Raw genomic sequence first — 13,563 nt, 5'->3', positions numbered from 1 at the left:
TAAAAAACGGCACGAACGTGCGCGTCCTGTGCATTGGCCGCAGATATGAGCGCGGCCTACCATGTCGCGAATTCTCGCCCCTGCGCCTGACGGCCGGGAAGGAGAGACCGTGAGTTCGCACGCCCCCCGGTTCCGGTGCGCCCTCGCCGGCATGATCCTCACGGGAGCGGCGACGAGCGCCGTTCAGACCGCGACCGCGCACGCCGCTCCGCCCGTCCAAGACCGCGTCACCGTCACCGCGGACGGGGCCCCGGCGTACTCGCTGGCCGGTGACCTGTCGTCCGGCGCCATCGCGGTCCTCGACAACGTCGTGACCTACGAGCCCGACAGGATCGAGGGAACGGGAACCCTTCCGGGCTCCGCGGGCGCCGCCGCGAGCGTCTCGTTCAAGATCGTCAACAAGGGGTTCGCGCTGCGGGGCGAGTTCACGCTCAAGGACCCCGGCGCGGGCGTGGAAATCTCGGCCGACATCGACGGCGGGGTCACGGTTCCCGGCACGGCGACGGTGAAGTGGGAGGGGAACGGCACCGTCCGGCGCGCGGGCCGCGCGTCCGGCCGGCGGGTCACGTTCACGATCCAGGACCGGCGCCCGGACCCGGGCGACCACGCCGTCCGCTTCGTCCACGCCGGGCAGCAGCGGTACGCCATCCTCCGCCTGCCCGACGACTACGACGGCACCCCCCGGCCCGCGCTGTTCCACTTCCCCGGCCTGCTGGAGACACCGGCCATCGCCGAGTGGTACGGCCGCATGTCCGACTACGCCCGGACCCGCGGCTTCATCATGGTCACCCCCGAGCACCACGGCGTCGGCTGGCAAGGCGTCCTCGGCGGTACGCCGGGCCCCGACGTGGACGACCCCGGCTTCGTGCGACGGCTCCAGGACGTCCTCGTCGACCGGTTCAACGCCGACCCCGCCCGCCTGTACGCCTCCGGCATGAGCAACGGCGGCTTCTTCGCCAGCAAGACCGCCTGCGAGAACGACCGCTTCGCCGCCTACGCCGCCGTCGCCGGCCAGCTCAACGACCCCGGCGCCTGCGCCCCCGGACGGCGCGTCCCGATCGTCCTCATCCATGGCGACGGCGACTTCATCGTCCCCTACGGCACGGTGCGGCCCGCGCTCGACTTCTGGACGCGCAACAACGGCTGCGGCACCAGGACCGCGGCCACGAACCTGCCCGACATCGCGCCCCGCGACAACACCACCGTCGTCCGCCACGACCACCCGGACTGCCCGGCCGACGGCCCCGTCACCCTCTACGAGATCAAGGGCGGCGGGCACAACTGGCCCGGCGGAACGCCCTTCCTCGGCCCGTTCCTCGGCGGCACCACCTACGACATCGACGCCAACGCCGTGATCTGGGACTTCGTCTCCCGCCACCATCTCTGACCGGATCAGGGACGCATGCCGTCCAGCAGGTAATCGAGCCCCCGGGCGAACGCGTCGTTCCAGTCGTTGCCGCTCGGGTGGCCGTGCGCCGCGAGCGTGGGGTACTCCGCCCGGTGGCGGGCGAGGAGGTCATCGGCGGCGCGGCGCTCCGCGGTCTCCTCGGCGGCGCCCGCCTCCATCAGCGCCGAGCCGATCACGAAGTTCGAGAGGGCGTAGGCGGCGGCGACCAGCGCCGGCCCCGCGAAGCCCGCGCGGACGAGCGCCGCGTGCAGGAATTCCGTCCGCGCGAGCACGTTCGGCCCCAGCAGCGGCCGTCCGAGGACTCGGGCCGACCAGGGATGCCGCAGCATCGCGCCCCGCCAGCCGTGCAGCAGCCCGGTGACCTCGCCGCGCCAATCGTCGGAGACCGGCGGGACCGGCACCTCCCCGAAGATCGCGTCGAGGGCGAGGTCCACGACGTCGTCCTTGGTGTCGACGTGCCAGTACAGGGTCGTGGATCCGGTTCCCAGGCGCTCCGCCAGCCGCCGCATCGTGAGCCGTCCGACGCCTTCCTCGTCCAGTAGCGCCACGGCCTCCGCGACGATCCGCTCCCGCGTCAGCGGCGCCGCCCCCCGCCGTTCCTTCCGCAACCACACACTGTCGACCACGCGCTCAGGCTAGTACATTGGACGCGTCACCGGATCGACGATCCAGTGACTCGAACAGCGTACGAGGAGGCGTGTGGGGCACATCGAAGTGAGCCGTCTGACGTACGCGCTGCCGGACGGGCGCCTCCTGCTCGACGACGTGTCGTTCCGCGTCGGCGACGGTGTGAAGGCGGCGCTCGTCGGCCCGAACGGCGCGGGCAAGACGACGCTCCTGCGCCTGATCGCGGGAGACGTGAACCCGACCTGGGGCGTCGTCGCCGGCAGCGGCGGGCTCGGCGTCATGCGGCAGTTCATCGGCGGCGTACGGGACGACCGCACCGTTCGCGACCTCCTCCTGTCGGTCGCGCCCGACCGGGTCCGCGAGACCTCGGCGGCGCTGGCCCGGGCGGAACGCGCGCTCGGCGAAGACGAGCCGAGCCAGCTCGCCTACGCTCAGGCGATCACCGACCACGCCGACGCGGGCGGCTACGACGCCGAGGTCGTCTGGGACACCTGCACCACCGCCGCGCTCGGGCTCTCCCTCGACGAGGCCGGACCCCGCCCCGTGTCGACGCTGTCGGGCGGCGAACAGAAACGGCTCGTCCTCGAGGCCCTCCTGCGCGGCCCGGACGAGGTCCTCCTCCTCGACGAGCCCGACAACTACCTCGACGTCCCCGCCAAGGAATGGCTCGCCGAACGCCTGCGCGCCGCGCACAAGACGATCGTCCTCGTCTCGCACGACCGGCGGCTCCTCGCCGACACCGCCGACCGCATCGTCACCGTGGAGTCCCGGGACGTGTGGGTGCACGGCGGCGGCTTCGCGGGCTACGCGCAGGCCAGGCGCGACAGGACCGAACGGCTGCACGAGCGGACGCGGCGGTGGAAGGAGGAGCACGCGCGCCTGAAGCAGGTCGTGCACACCCTCCGCCGGCGCGCGGCGAACAACGACGCCGTGGCGTCCTCGTACCAGGCGGCCCGCACCCGTCTTCAACGCTTCGAGGACGCGGGGCCGCCCCGCAGCGCGCCGAAGGACCAGAACGTCCGCATGCGTCTCCGCGGCGGCCGCACCGGCAAACGCGCGCTCACCTGTTCGTCCCTCGGACTGACCGGGCTCACGGCGCCCTTCGACCTCGAGGTCCGGTACGGCGAGCGGGTCGCGGTCCTGGGCGCGAACGGCTCGGGCAAGTCGACGTTCCTGCGGCTGCTCGCGGGCGAGGACGTCCCGCACACGGGCGACGCCCGCCTCGGCGCCCGCGTCGTCCCGGGCCACTTCGTCCAGACGCACGCCCGCCCCGACCTGCACGCCCGGACGCCCGCGGAGATCGTCATGACGGAGCACGCGCTCACCCGCAACGACGCGATGGCCGCCCTGGCCCGCTACGAACTCGCCCCCGCCGGCGCGGGCTCGTTCGACACCCTCTCCGGCGGCCAGCAGGCCCGCCTCCAGATCCTCCTGCTCGAACTCTCGGGCGCGACGCTGCTCCTCCTCGACGAACCCACCGACAACCTCGACCTCGCGAGCGCCGAAGCCCTCCAGGAGGGGCTCGCCGCGTACGAGGGCACGGTCCTCGCCGTCACCCACGACCGCTGGTTCGCCGAAGACTTCGACCGCTACCTGCTCTTCACCTCGGACGGCCGAGTCCACGAATCCCCCGAACCCGCCTGGCGCGAGTGACCGCCGGGTTCACCAATCCCGGGTGGCGACCAACTCCTCCTGATCGGCGTTCCCGAACCCGTACGAGGAGGCGATGAACCAGAAGTCACCGGCGATCACGTCGCGCGCGACGGTCTCGATCTCGCTGCCCGCCGCGGCGAACGCCTCGTCCAGCAGGTTGAACTCGTCCGTCGCGGTGTGGGTGAGTTCGTAGAGCGCGGCCAGGTCCGCCGGTGCCGCCGCCTCGATCCGTGCACAGATCCTCCGCCGCCGGCCTGCGGGCGTGCGCGGTGCGGTGTGGCGGCCGGGGGCGGTGGTGCTTGTCGCATAGCTGAAATGTGATAGCGGCGTGGGGGAACGGTATTTGATCGGCATTCTCCGGCGGGGCAGGGTGGGGGCCGTGGACGATCTCAACGACTGGCCGGGCCGGGAACTGGACGACGAGGCGCTTGACGTCGCGTACAACGTGCGGCGCAAGGCGGGGCCGGAGCTGTTCGAGCGGCACATGGCCCGGTACCTCGCCATGTCGGACGACGCGGTCGCGGGGCTGCCGGGGCATCCGGGGATCGTCTACGACGAGGCGAGCGGCGAGCGGCTGGACGTGTGGGGCGTCGAGGACGGGACGCTCCGTCCGGTGTTCGTGTTCCTGCACGGCGGCTACTGGATGGCGCTGTCGCGGCGGGAGTCGTCGTTCATGGCGCGGATGCTGCACGAGCACGGCGTCGCGACCGTGGTGCCGGACTACACGCTGGCGCCCGAGGCCAGCCTGGAGGAGATCGTCCGGCAGGTGCGGGCGGCCGTCGCGTGGGTGCACCGGCACGGGCGGGAGCACGGGCTCGACCCCGGGCGGATCGTGGTCGGCGGCAGTTCGGCGGGCGGCCACCTGACGGGGATGACGATGGTGGACGGCTGGCAGGACGGGTTCGGCCTGCCGCGGGACGTCGTGAAGGCGGCGATGCCGTTCAGCGGGCTGTTCGACATCCGGCCGATCACCCGCGTCTACGTGAACGAGTTCGTGAAGCTGGACGTGGCGCGGGCGGCGGCGCTCAGCCCGGAGCTGCTGCCGCGCGGCGGGTGCCCGGCGGTGGTCGCGGCGGCCGAGGACGACGGCGACGGGTTCCTGGAGCAGACGCGCCGGTTCGCGCGGCACTGGGGCGTCGAGCCGCTCATCGTCGCGGGACGCGACCACTTCGACGTCGTGCTCGATCTGGCCGACGCGGAGACCGAGGTGAGCCGCCGGCTGCTGGGGCTGATCGCGGCCGTCACGCGGTGATCGCGGCGGCCTCGCGGCGCAGGTGGTCGAGCATCAGCCGGGCCGACGGGGTCGGGGCGCGGTGCGCGGGGAGGGTGACGCCGACCTGGCGGCGCACGGTCTCCAGCGGGACGGGCAGCGGTGCGAGCTCGGCGTCGGTGCGGGCCACGAGCTCGGGCAGCGCGGCGATCATGTCGGTGTCGCGGACGAGCGTGCGCACGGTGAGCACCGACGTGCATTCGACGAGGTTCGCGGGGGGTTCGAGTCCCTCGGCGCGGAAGACCTGTTCGAGTTCGCGGCGGAGGGCCGTCTGCTCGAGGGGGAGCACCCACGGGTAGCCGAGCAGGTCCGCGAGGGACAGGCCGGGACGCTCGCGGGCGGGGTGGCCGCGGCGCGCGACGAGCCGGACGGGCTCGCCGTACAGGGTGATCTGGCGGAGGGCCGGCTGCTCCTCGATGGGGTTGAGGCGGCCGAGGATCAGGTCGATCTCGCCGTCGAGCAGGCGCGGGACCTGCGCGTCGAACGTGGCCTCCCGGACGATCACGGTGATGCCGGGACGGGACGCCTTGAGCGCGGCGATCGCGCGGGGCAGCAGGACGTTCGAGCCCGCCAGCAGGGTGCCGATCGTGACGGTGCCGACCTCGCCGTCGGCGAGGCCGCTGATCCGCTCGCCGGCGCGGCGCAGTTCGGCGAGGACGGCGCGGGCGTGCTCGACGAACGCGTCCCCGAACAGGGTGGGCGTGACGCCGCGGGGGCCGCGGGTGAACAGGTCGACGCCGAGGATGTTCTCGACCTCGCGCAGGCTGCGGGTCACGGCGGGCTGCGCGAGGTGCAGGTGCTCGGCGGCGCGCAGGACGCTGCCGTGCTCGGCGATGGCGACCACGAGCACCAGGTGCCGCAGCTTGAGACGTCCGTTGAGCAGGTCGATGGCGCGCATGCCCCACTTAGTATCACAAGTCCGCTATGCCTTCGCGGACGATTGGTATTTGCACGGCATAGCTGGGTGGGCGCAGGATCGGGATGTCCGGGTGATCGCATGGGAGGAAGCGGATGAAGGCTGAGCACTATGTCGGCGGGGTGTTCCGTTCGGACGGCCCGGCCTTCCCCCTGATCGCCCCCGCGGACGGTTCCGAGCTCGGGTCGGTGCCCGAGGCGCCGCGGGAGGTCGTGGACGAGGCCGTCGCGGCGGCCCGGGCGGCGCTGCGGGGCCCGTGGGGGACGACCGCCGCCGAGGAGCGCGCGGCGGCCCTGCGGAGGATCGCCGACGGGATCCAGGCGCGGTTCGACGAGTTCGTCGACGCCGAGGTCGCCGACACCGGCAAGCCCCGCGAGCTGGCCGCGACCGTCGACATCCCGCGGGCGGTCGGCAACTTCCGCGCGTACGCGGACCTGCTGTACGGGCGTCCGGAGCGGGCGTACACGACGCAGATCCCCGGGTGGAGCGCGGGGACGGGCCAGGCGCTCAACTACACGGTCCGCCGCCCGCTCGGCGTCGTGGCGATCATCTCGCCGTGGAACCTGCCGCTGCTCCTGCTGACGTGGAAGGTCGCGCCCGCGCTCGCGGCCGGGAACGCCGTCGTGGTCAAGCCGTCCGAGGAGACGCCGTCCACCGCCACGCTGCTCGCGCGGGTGATCGACGACGCCGGGCTGCCGGCGGGCGCGTTCAACCTCGTGCACGGGCACGGCGCGGACGCGGCGGGCGCGTTCCTCACCGGCCATCCGGGCGTGGACGCCATCGCGTTCACCGGCGAGTCCGCGACGGGCTCGGCGATCATGCGCAACGCGGCCGACCACGTGACGCCCGTGTCGTTCGAGCTGGGCGGCAAGAACCCCGCGCTCGTCTTCGCCGACGCCGACCTCGACGCCGCCGTGGACGGCACCGTCCGGTCGTCCTTCACGCACTCCGGGCAGATCTGCCTGTGCACCGAGCGGGTCTACGTGGAGCGCCCGGTGTTCGACGCGTTCGTCGAAAGGCTCGGGGAGCGGGCGCGGGCGCTCGACGGGTACGGCCCGATGATCTCCGCGGAGCACCGCGACAAGGTGCTGGGCTACTACCGGCTGGCCCGCGAGGAGGGCGCGACGGTGGTCGCCGGGGGAGGGGCGCCGGCGTTCGGGGACGAGCGCGACGGCGGCTTCTACGTCGAGCCGACCGTGCTCACCGGCCTGCCCGAGACGGCCCGGACGGTGCGCGAGGAGATCTTCGGGCCCGTCTGCCACGTCGCCCCGTTCGACACCGAGGACGAGGCGGTGCGGCTCGCCAACGACAGCCCGTACGGCCTGGCCTCGACGGTCTGGACCCGCGACCTGTCGCGGGCGCACCGGGTCGCGCCGCGCATCGAGACGGGCATCGTCTGGGTGAACTGCTGGAACCTGCGCGACCTCCGGACGCCGTTCGGCGGCGTGAAGGCGTCCGGAATCGGGCGCGAGGGGGGAGAGTACTCCCTGGACTTCTTCTCCGAGCCCGTCAACGTGTGCATCCAGATCTGAGAGCGAGACCAGTGACACAGAACATCGACGCCGCCGCCGAGCGGCTCGCCGCGGCCCGCGCGAGCGGGACGCCGTGCGCGCCCGTCCGCGACCTCATCGGGACGGTCGAGGACGCCTACGCCGTGCAGGAGCGCCTCACCGAGCGGCGCCTCGCCGACGGGCACCGGCTCGTCGGCCGCAAGATCGGCCTGACGTCCCGCGCCGTGCAGGAGCAGTTCGGCGTCGGCACCCCCGACTTCGGGATGCTGTTCGCCGACATGGCCGTCCCGGACGGCGAGGAGATCCCGGCCGGCGCGGTGCTGCAGCCGCGCGCGGAGGCCGAGGTCGCGCTCGTCCTCGCGGACGACCTCGTGCACGAGCGGCACACGGTCGCCGACGTGATCCGCGCGACCGCGTTCGCGCTGCCCGCGATCGAGGTCGTGGGCAGCCGCGTCCGCGACTGGGACATCACGCTGCCCGACACGATCGCCGACAACGCGTCGTCCGGCATGTACGTGTTGGGCAACCGGCCGGTGCGGCTCGGCGACGTCGACCTGCGGCTGTGCGGGATGGTGCTCGAGCGGCGCGGCGAGCAGGCGTCCACCGGGACGGGCGCCGCCTGCCTCGGCCATCCGCTGAACGCCGCGCTGTGGCTCGCCGACACGATGGTCCGCGTCGGCCGCCCGCTGCGCGCGGGCGACACCGTGCTGACCGGCGCGCTCGGGCCGGTGGTGCCCGCCGCGCCCGGCGACGTGTTCGAGGCGCGCGTGGAGGGGCTCGGCGACGTGCGCGTCGCCTTCGGAAAGGAGGACGGCCGATGAGCGCCGACGTGCGGAAGGCCGACGTGCAGGAGCTCGCCACGACGCTGGAGGAGGCCGTCCGGGACCGCCGGGCGATCCCGAAGCTGACCGACGGCGCCGACCTGGACGTCGCGGCCGCGTACGCCGTGCAGCGCGAGGTGATCGAGCGCCGCACCCGGCGCGGGGAGCGGCTCGCGGGCGTGAAGATGGGCTTCACCAGCCGCGCGAAGATGGTCCAGATGGGCGTGGACGACGTCATCTGGGGCCTGCTGACCGACGCGATGCACGCCGAGTCGTCCGTGGACGTGTCGGGGCTGATCCACCCGCGCGTCGAGCCGGAGATCGTGTACCTGATCGGCCGCGAGGTGCGGTCGGTCGCCGAGGTCGAGTCGTGCGTCGCGGGCGTGGCCGTCGGCTACGAGGTGCTCGACTCCCGTTACCAGGGCTTCAAGTTCACGCTCCCGGACGTCATCGCCGACAACGCGTCCGCCGCCCGGTTCGGGTTCGGCGCCTGGCACGCGCCCCGGGACCTGTCGAACGCCGGGCTGCTGATGGAGATCGACGGGCGCCCGGTGCAGACCGGTTCGTCCGCCGCGATCCTGGGCGACCCCGTCCGGTCGCTGCGGGCCGCGGCCCGGCTCGCGCTCGGCGCGGGCATCCGGCTGGAACCGGGGTGGGTGGTGCTCGCGGGCGCCGCGACGGCCGCCGTCCCGCTGCCCGCGGGCGCGCACGTCCGGGTCACGGGGAGCGGGCTCGGCCGCGTGGAGGTGACGACCTGATGGCCGCGGCGAACGGCGACGCGATCCTGGTCGAGGGCAAGGCGAAGCCCCGCGGGCGGTTCCCGCACGTGAAGCGGGCCGGCGACCTGGTGTTCGTGTCCGGGACGAGCTCGCGGCGGCCCGACGGGACGTTCGCGGGCGCGTCCGCCGACCCGATGGGCGTCACCGACCTCGACATCCGCGCCCAGACCCGCGCGGTGATCGAGAACATCCGGGACCTGTTGGAGGCCGCCGGGGGCGGGCTCGCCGACGTCGTCAACGTCACCACGTACCTGGTGAACATGAACGACTTCGGCGGCTACAACGAGGTCTACGGCGAGTACTTCGACGAGACCGGCCCGGCCCGCACCACCGTCGCCGTCCACCAGCTCCCGCACCCGCACCTGCTCATCGAGATCTCGTGCGTCGCGCACATCCCTGCGACCGGCGAGGAGGCCGGAACATGACCCTTCCGCAGCTGACCTTCGGGCACCCGTTCAACTTCGAGAAGTGGATCGACGAGCACCGCGACCTGCTCAAGCCGCCGGTCGGCAACGTGCAGGTGTTCGACGACGCGGGCCTGATCGTCATGGTCGTCGGCGGCCCCAACCAGCGGACCGACTTCCACGACGATCCCAAGGAGGAGTTCTTCTACCAGCTCAAGGGCAACATGGTGCTGCGCGTCATGGAGGAGGAGGGACGCCCGCCCGTCGACGTGCAGATCAACGAGGGCGACGTGTTCCTGCTGCCGCCGCACGTCCGGCACTCCCCGCAGCGCCCCGAGCCCGGCTCGATCGGCCTCGTCGTGGAGATCCCGCGCCCGGAGGGCCTGCAGGAGGCGTTCGAGTGGTACTGCACCGAGTGCCACCGCCTCGTCCACCGCGTCGAGCTGCAGGTCCGCTCGATCGTCGACGACCTGCCGCCCGCGTTCGACCGCTTCCTCGGCGGCGACCGGACGTGCTCGCACTGCGGCGCCGTCCACCCGGGCAAGGTGTGGCCCGCGTCCATGATCCCGACCACGGCGCCCCGCGCCTGACGGCGCTCCCGCAGCGCCCACCCGACAGCTGCCCACCCGACAGCTCCCGACGGAGGCTCCGTGACAGTCATCGACGTCCACGCGCACGTCTTCCCCCGCCTCGGCCGCGCGGACGGCCGCGTCCTCGCCGACGAGGGCGAGCCGTGGCTGCGCGTCCACGGCGACGGCACCGGCATGATGATGAGCGGCGACACCGAGTACCGGCCCGTCGAGGAGGGCCTGTGGGATCCGGCGCGCCGGCTCGCCGACATGGACGCCGCCGGCGTCGACGTCCAGGCCGTGTCGTCCACCCCGCTGATGTTCGGGTACGGGGCCGACCCGTCCCGCGCCGCGGACTGGTGCGACCTGGTCAACGACCGCATCCTGGAGTACTGCGCCGCGGACCCGGCCCGGCTGCTCCCGCTCTGCCAGGTCCCCCTGCAGGACGCGGAGCTGGCCTGCGAGGTCGCGACGCGCGCGGCGGCCGCCGGGCACCGCGGCGTCCACATCGGCAACCACGTCGGCGACCGCAACATGGACGACCCCGGCATCGTCGAGTTCCTCGCGCACTGCGCGGACCTCGGCCTGCCGGTCCTCGCGCACCCGTGGGACATGCTGGGCGCCGACCGGATGCGCGGCCACATGCTGCCGTGGCTGTCGGGCATGCCCGCCGAGACGCAGCTCAGCATCCTCGGGCTGATGCTGTCCGGCGCGTTCGAGCGGATCCCCGAGACGCTGCGGCTGTGCTTCTGCCACGGCGGCGGCAGCTTCGCGTTCCTGCTGGGCCGCGCCGACAACGCGTGGCGGCGCCGCGACATCGTCCGCGCCGACTCGCCGCGGCCCCCGTCGGAGTACACCGACCGGTTCCACGTCGACTCCGCCGTGTTCGACCCGCGCGCGCTCCGGCTCCTGGTGGACGTCATGGGGACCGACCGCGTCATGCTCGGCACCGACTACCCGTTCCCGCTCGGCGAGCAGGACCCGGGCGCGACGATCCGGGCCTGCCCCGGCCTGGACGACGCCGACCGCGCCCGGCTGCTCGGCGGCAACGCGGCGGACTTCTTCGCGCGCGCCGCCGCGGCGGTCCTCGCCGAGGAGGGCGCCGCGTGAGCGCCGCCGAGGCCGAGGCCCTGCGCCTGGACGGCACCGACCCGGTGCCCGCGCTGCGCGACGAGTTCCTCGTCCCGCCCGCGCCCGGCGGCCGGTACGCGGAGGCGGCCTACTTCGCGGGCAACTCCCTCGGCCTGCAGCCGAAGGCGGTCGCCGGGCGGCTCCGCGAGGAGCTGGACGACTGGGCGCGGCTCGCCGTCGAGGGGCACACGCGGGCCCGCCGGCCGTGGGTCGACTACCACGAACTGCTCCGCGAGCCCGCGGCGCGGCTCGTCGGGGCGCTCCCGCACGAGGTCGTCGCGATGAACTCGCTGACGGTGAACCTGCACCTGATGATGGCGAGCTTCTACCGGCCGTCCGGGCACCGCACCCGCGTCGTCATCGAGGACGCCGCGTTCCCGTCCGACTCCTACGCCGTCGCCAGCCAGGCCGTCCACCACGGGCTCGACCCGGCGGCGGCGGTCGTCCGGCTGCGGCCCCGCGACGGCGAGGAGCACCTGCGCACCGAGGACGTCCTCGCGTTCCTCGAACGCGAGGGGGACACGGTCGCGCTCGTCATGCTCGGCGGCGTCAACTACCTGACCGGGCAGCTCATGGACATGCCCGCGATCACCAAGGCGGGCCGGGCGGCGGGCGCGGTCGTCGGCTGGGACCTCGCGCACGCCGCCGGGAACGTCCCGCTGCGGCTGCACGACTGGGACGTCGACTTCGCCGCCTGGTGCACCTACAAGTACCTGAACTCCGGGCCGGGGGCGGTCGCGGGCTGCTTCGTCCACGAGCGGCACGTGCGGGACGCGTCGGTGCCGAAGCTGTCCGGATGGTGGGGCACCGAGCCGTCCGTCCGGTTCCGGATGGACCCCGACATCGCCCCGCCCGCGTCCGCCGACGCGTGGCAGCTGTCGAACCCGCCGATCCTCGCGCTCGCGCCCGTCCTGGCGTCCCTGGAGATCTTCGACCGGGTGGGGATGGACGCGCTGCGCGCCCGGAGCGAGCGGCTGACCGGCTACCTCGCGGCGCGCCTCGCGCCCGTCGGCGGCGTCCGGGTGATCACCCCGGCCGACCCGGCGGCGCGCGGCAGCCAGCTGTCGCTGCGGGTCGCGGACGCGGGCGGGCTCGTGCGGCGGCTCGCCGAGGCCCACGGCGTCGTCGCGGACGCGCGCGAACCGGACGTCGTCCGGCTCGCGCCCGTCCCGCTGTACTGCACCTTCCACGACTGCCACCGCGCCGCCGAGGCCCTCGCCGACCTCGCCTAGCGGGGCGCGGTCTCGCCGGCCGCGGCGGGCTCGGGCGCGGCCGCCGTCCCGGGCCCGCCGCGCCCGTCCCGGACGCCGGTCGCCAGGCGCCCGGCGGACAGGGCCATCACCGCGACCACGCACGTGATCACGCCGAAGGCGGCGGGATACGACAGGCCCTCGGCGAGCCAGCCCGTGACGGCCGGGGCGGTCAGCACCGACAGGTAGGTGATGGTGGCGACGCCCGCGACGCCCTCGCCGGGCGTCCGGCCCCGGTCGCCCGCCGCCGCGAACACCAGCGGCAGGACGGTCGCGACGCCGACGCCGATCAGCGCGAAGCCCGCGATGCCCGGCACCGGGGTGCGGGCCGTCACCACCAGGACGCCGCCCAGCACCGCGGTCGCGCCGCCGTAGCGCACGACGCGGACCGGCCCGAACGCGCGGACGAGCCGGTCGCCGACCAGGCGCGTCGCCGCCATGAACGCCATGAACCCGGTGAAGCTCGCCGCCGCCACCCCGGGCCCGGCCCCGGCGACCTCGGTGAGGTAGACCGCCGACCAGTCGGCGCTCGCGCCCTCGGCGAACGTGGCGCAGAAGCCGACGAGGCCGATGCCGAGGACGGCGCGGTTCGGCAGCGTGTAGCGGCGCGGCGCCGGGGCGTCCGCCGCCGCCCGGTGCGCGAGCAGGCCCCGCCCCGCGAGGAGGCCCGCCGCGAGCAGGACGGCCGCCATCAGCCCGAAGTGGATCCGGGCGTCGACCCGCTCGTGCGCCGCCAGGACGCCGATGCCGCCCGCCAGCATGCTGCCGACGCACCACAGCCCGTGCAGCCCCGACATGATCGAGCGCCCGAGGTGCCGCTCGACGTTCACGGCGTGCCCGTTCATGACGACGTCCGACGTGCCGGCGGCCGCGCCGTACAGGAGCATCGCCGCGAACAGCCAGCCGGGCGCGGGCGCCAGCGCGGGCAGCAGCAGGACCCCGCACCACAGCCCGATGAGGAGGCGGACGGCGGGACGCTCGCCGATGCGGTGCGCGAGCCGGCTCGCGGTCGGCATGGCGAGGAACGCGCCGATGGACGGGCACAGCAGGGCGAGGCCGAGGACGCCGGGGCCGAGGTCGAGGCGGTGCTCGATCCACGGGATGCGGGTCGCGAGGGTCCCCGCCACGGCGCCGTGGACGGCGAAGACGGCGGCTATCGCGCGGTGGTGGCTCATGGCCCGAGAAACTAACAGGCAGCCTTCCTGATGAAAAGCGTTTTATCGG

At 74.0% G+C, this 13,563-nt stretch carries 14 protein-coding genes; 10 read left to right on the top strand and 4 right to left on the bottom strand.

All coding sequences use genetic code 11. The annotated features are described in order from the left end of the window. The first annotated feature begins 109 nt into the window (after positions 1-109). Entirely contained in the window at positions 110-1,387 is a 1,278-nt protein-coding gene (locus AB0L25_RS21515; protein ID WP_500174402.1) for a CE1 family esterase, read from the top strand. A gap of 5 nt (positions 1,388-1,392) precedes the next feature. Here the strand turns inward: AB0L25_RS21515 and AB0L25_RS21510 are convergent, their stop codons facing one another. After that, positions 1,393-2,034, bottom strand: coding sequence for a TetR/AcrR family transcriptional regulator (locus AB0L25_RS21510; protein WP_500174401.1), 642 nt, complete (start codon positions 2,032-2,034; stop codon positions 1,393-1,395). Positions 2,035-2,107: 73 nt separating this feature from the next. Here AB0L25_RS21510 and AB0L25_RS21505 point away from each other — a divergent pair, with 73 nt between their 5' ends. Continuing rightward, entirely contained in the window at positions 2,108-3,688 is a 1,581-nt protein-coding gene (locus AB0L25_RS21505) for an ABC-F family ATP-binding cassette domain-containing protein (RefSeq protein WP_500174400.1), read from the top strand. Between the two features lie 9 nt (positions 3,689-3,697). Here the strand turns inward: AB0L25_RS21505 and AB0L25_RS21500 are convergent, their stop codons facing one another. Next, complete coding sequence (locus AB0L25_RS21500) at positions 3,698-4,042, bottom strand: DUF5713 family protein (protein ID WP_500174399.1); 345 nt, start codon at positions 4,040-4,042, stop codon at positions 3,698-3,700. A 25-nt stretch (positions 4,043-4,067) separates the two neighbouring features. On the opposite strand from AB0L25_RS21500, the gene AB0L25_RS21495 reads away from it, so the two are divergent. Then, positions 4,068-4,940, top strand: a complete 873-nt coding sequence (locus AB0L25_RS21495) for an alpha/beta hydrolase (protein WP_500174398.1) — start codon at positions 4,068-4,070, stop codon at positions 4,938-4,940. Here AB0L25_RS21495 and AB0L25_RS21490 read toward each other — a convergent pair. Beyond that, positions 4,930-5,856: a LysR substrate-binding domain-containing protein gene (locus tag AB0L25_RS21490; RefSeq protein ID WP_500174397.1), complete on the bottom strand. Its 927-nt coding sequence runs from the start codon at positions 5,854-5,856 to the stop codon at positions 4,930-4,932. The genes AB0L25_RS21495 and AB0L25_RS21490 overlap by 11 nt on opposite strands. Positions 5,857-5,969: 113 nt before the next feature. Here AB0L25_RS21490 and AB0L25_RS21485 point away from each other — a divergent pair, with 113 nt between their 5' ends. Genes AB0L25_RS21485 through kynU form a run of 7 tightly spaced genes read left to right on the top strand, consistent with a single transcriptional unit; the run spans position 5,970 to position 12,321 of the window. Beyond that, positions 5,970-7,406 (top strand): 2-hydroxymuconic semialdehyde dehydrogenase, encoded by a 1,437-nt coding sequence (locus AB0L25_RS21485; protein ID WP_500174396.1) that lies wholly within the window; start codon positions 5,970-5,972, stop codon positions 7,404-7,406. Between the two features lie 11 nt (positions 7,407-7,417). Further along, positions 7,418-8,206 (top strand): 2-keto-4-pentenoate hydratase, encoded by a 789-nt coding sequence (locus tag AB0L25_RS21480; RefSeq protein ID WP_500174395.1) that lies wholly within the window; start codon positions 7,418-7,420, stop codon positions 8,204-8,206. Then, complete coding sequence (locus AB0L25_RS21475) at positions 8,203-8,964, top strand: 2-keto-4-pentenoate hydratase (RefSeq protein WP_500174394.1); 762 nt, start codon at positions 8,203-8,205, stop codon at positions 8,962-8,964. Before AB0L25_RS21480 ends, AB0L25_RS21475 begins: the two co-directional genes overlap by 4 nt. After that, a complete protein-coding gene (locus tag AB0L25_RS21470; protein ID WP_500174393.1) occupies positions 8,964-9,410 on the top strand; it encodes a RidA family protein in 447 nt (148 codons plus the stop codon). Before AB0L25_RS21475 ends, AB0L25_RS21470 begins: the two co-directional genes overlap by 1 nt. Further along, a complete protein-coding gene (locus tag AB0L25_RS21465) occupies positions 9,407-9,979 on the top strand; it encodes a 3-hydroxyanthranilate 3,4-dioxygenase (protein WP_500174392.1) in 573 nt (190 codons plus the stop codon). Before AB0L25_RS21470 ends, AB0L25_RS21465 begins: the two co-directional genes overlap by 4 nt. A 60-nt stretch (positions 9,980-10,039) precedes the next feature. Further along, entirely contained in the window at positions 10,040-11,068 is a 1,029-nt protein-coding gene (locus AB0L25_RS21460; protein WP_500174391.1) for an amidohydrolase family protein, read from the top strand. Then, positions 11,065-12,321 (top strand): kynureninase, encoded by a 1,257-nt coding sequence (gene kynU, locus AB0L25_RS21455; protein ID WP_500174390.1) that lies wholly within the window; start codon positions 11,065-11,067, stop codon positions 12,319-12,321. The genes AB0L25_RS21460 and kynU overlap by 4 nt, the downstream gene beginning before the upstream one ends. On the opposite strand, the gene AB0L25_RS21450 is transcribed toward kynU, so the two are convergent. Further along, positions 12,318-13,514, bottom strand: coding sequence for an MFS transporter (locus tag AB0L25_RS21450; RefSeq protein WP_500174389.1), 1,197 nt, complete (start codon positions 13,512-13,514; stop codon positions 12,318-12,320). The genes kynU and AB0L25_RS21450 overlap by 4 nt on opposite strands. Positions 13,515-13,563: the final 49 nt, after the last annotated feature.

Source organism: Spirillospora sp. NPDC052242 (assembly GCF_040679555.1).
GTDB lineage: Bacteria > Actinomycetota > Actinomycetes > Streptosporangiales > Streptosporangiaceae > Spirillospora.
The sequence above is the reverse complement of the archived record's forward strand: the minus strand, read 5'-3'. Positions and strand labels throughout refer to the sequence as shown.

What these genes read in the sequence shown, in the direction of transcription:
- AB0L25_RS21500 (WP_500174399.1), bottom strand. Translation starts at nt 4,042, where the DNA reads ATGCCGATCAAATACCGTTCCCCCACGCCGCTATCACATTTCAGCTAT.
- AB0L25_RS21490 (WP_500174397.1), bottom strand. Translation starts at nt 5,856, where the DNA reads ATGCGCGCCATCGACCTGCTCAACGGACGTCTCAAGCTGCGGCACCTG.
- AB0L25_RS21485 (WP_500174396.1), top strand. Translation starts at nt 5,970, where the DNA reads ATGAAGGCTGAGCACTATGTCGGCGGGGTGTTCCGTTCGGACGGCCCG.
- AB0L25_RS21475 (WP_500174394.1), top strand. Translation starts at nt 8,203, where the DNA reads ATGAGCGCCGACGTGCGGAAGGCCGACGTGCAGGAGCTCGCCACGACG.
- AB0L25_RS21470 (WP_500174393.1), top strand. Translation starts at nt 8,964, where the DNA reads ATGGCCGCGGCGAACGGCGACGCGATCCTGGTCGAGGGCAAGGCGAAG.
- AB0L25_RS21465 (WP_500174392.1), top strand. Translation starts at nt 9,407, where the DNA reads ATGACCCTTCCGCAGCTGACCTTCGGGCACCCGTTCAACTTCGAGAAG.
- AB0L25_RS21450 (WP_500174389.1), bottom strand. Translation starts at nt 13,514, where the DNA reads ATGAGCCACCACCGCGCGATAGCCGCCGTCTTCGCCGTCCACGGCGCC.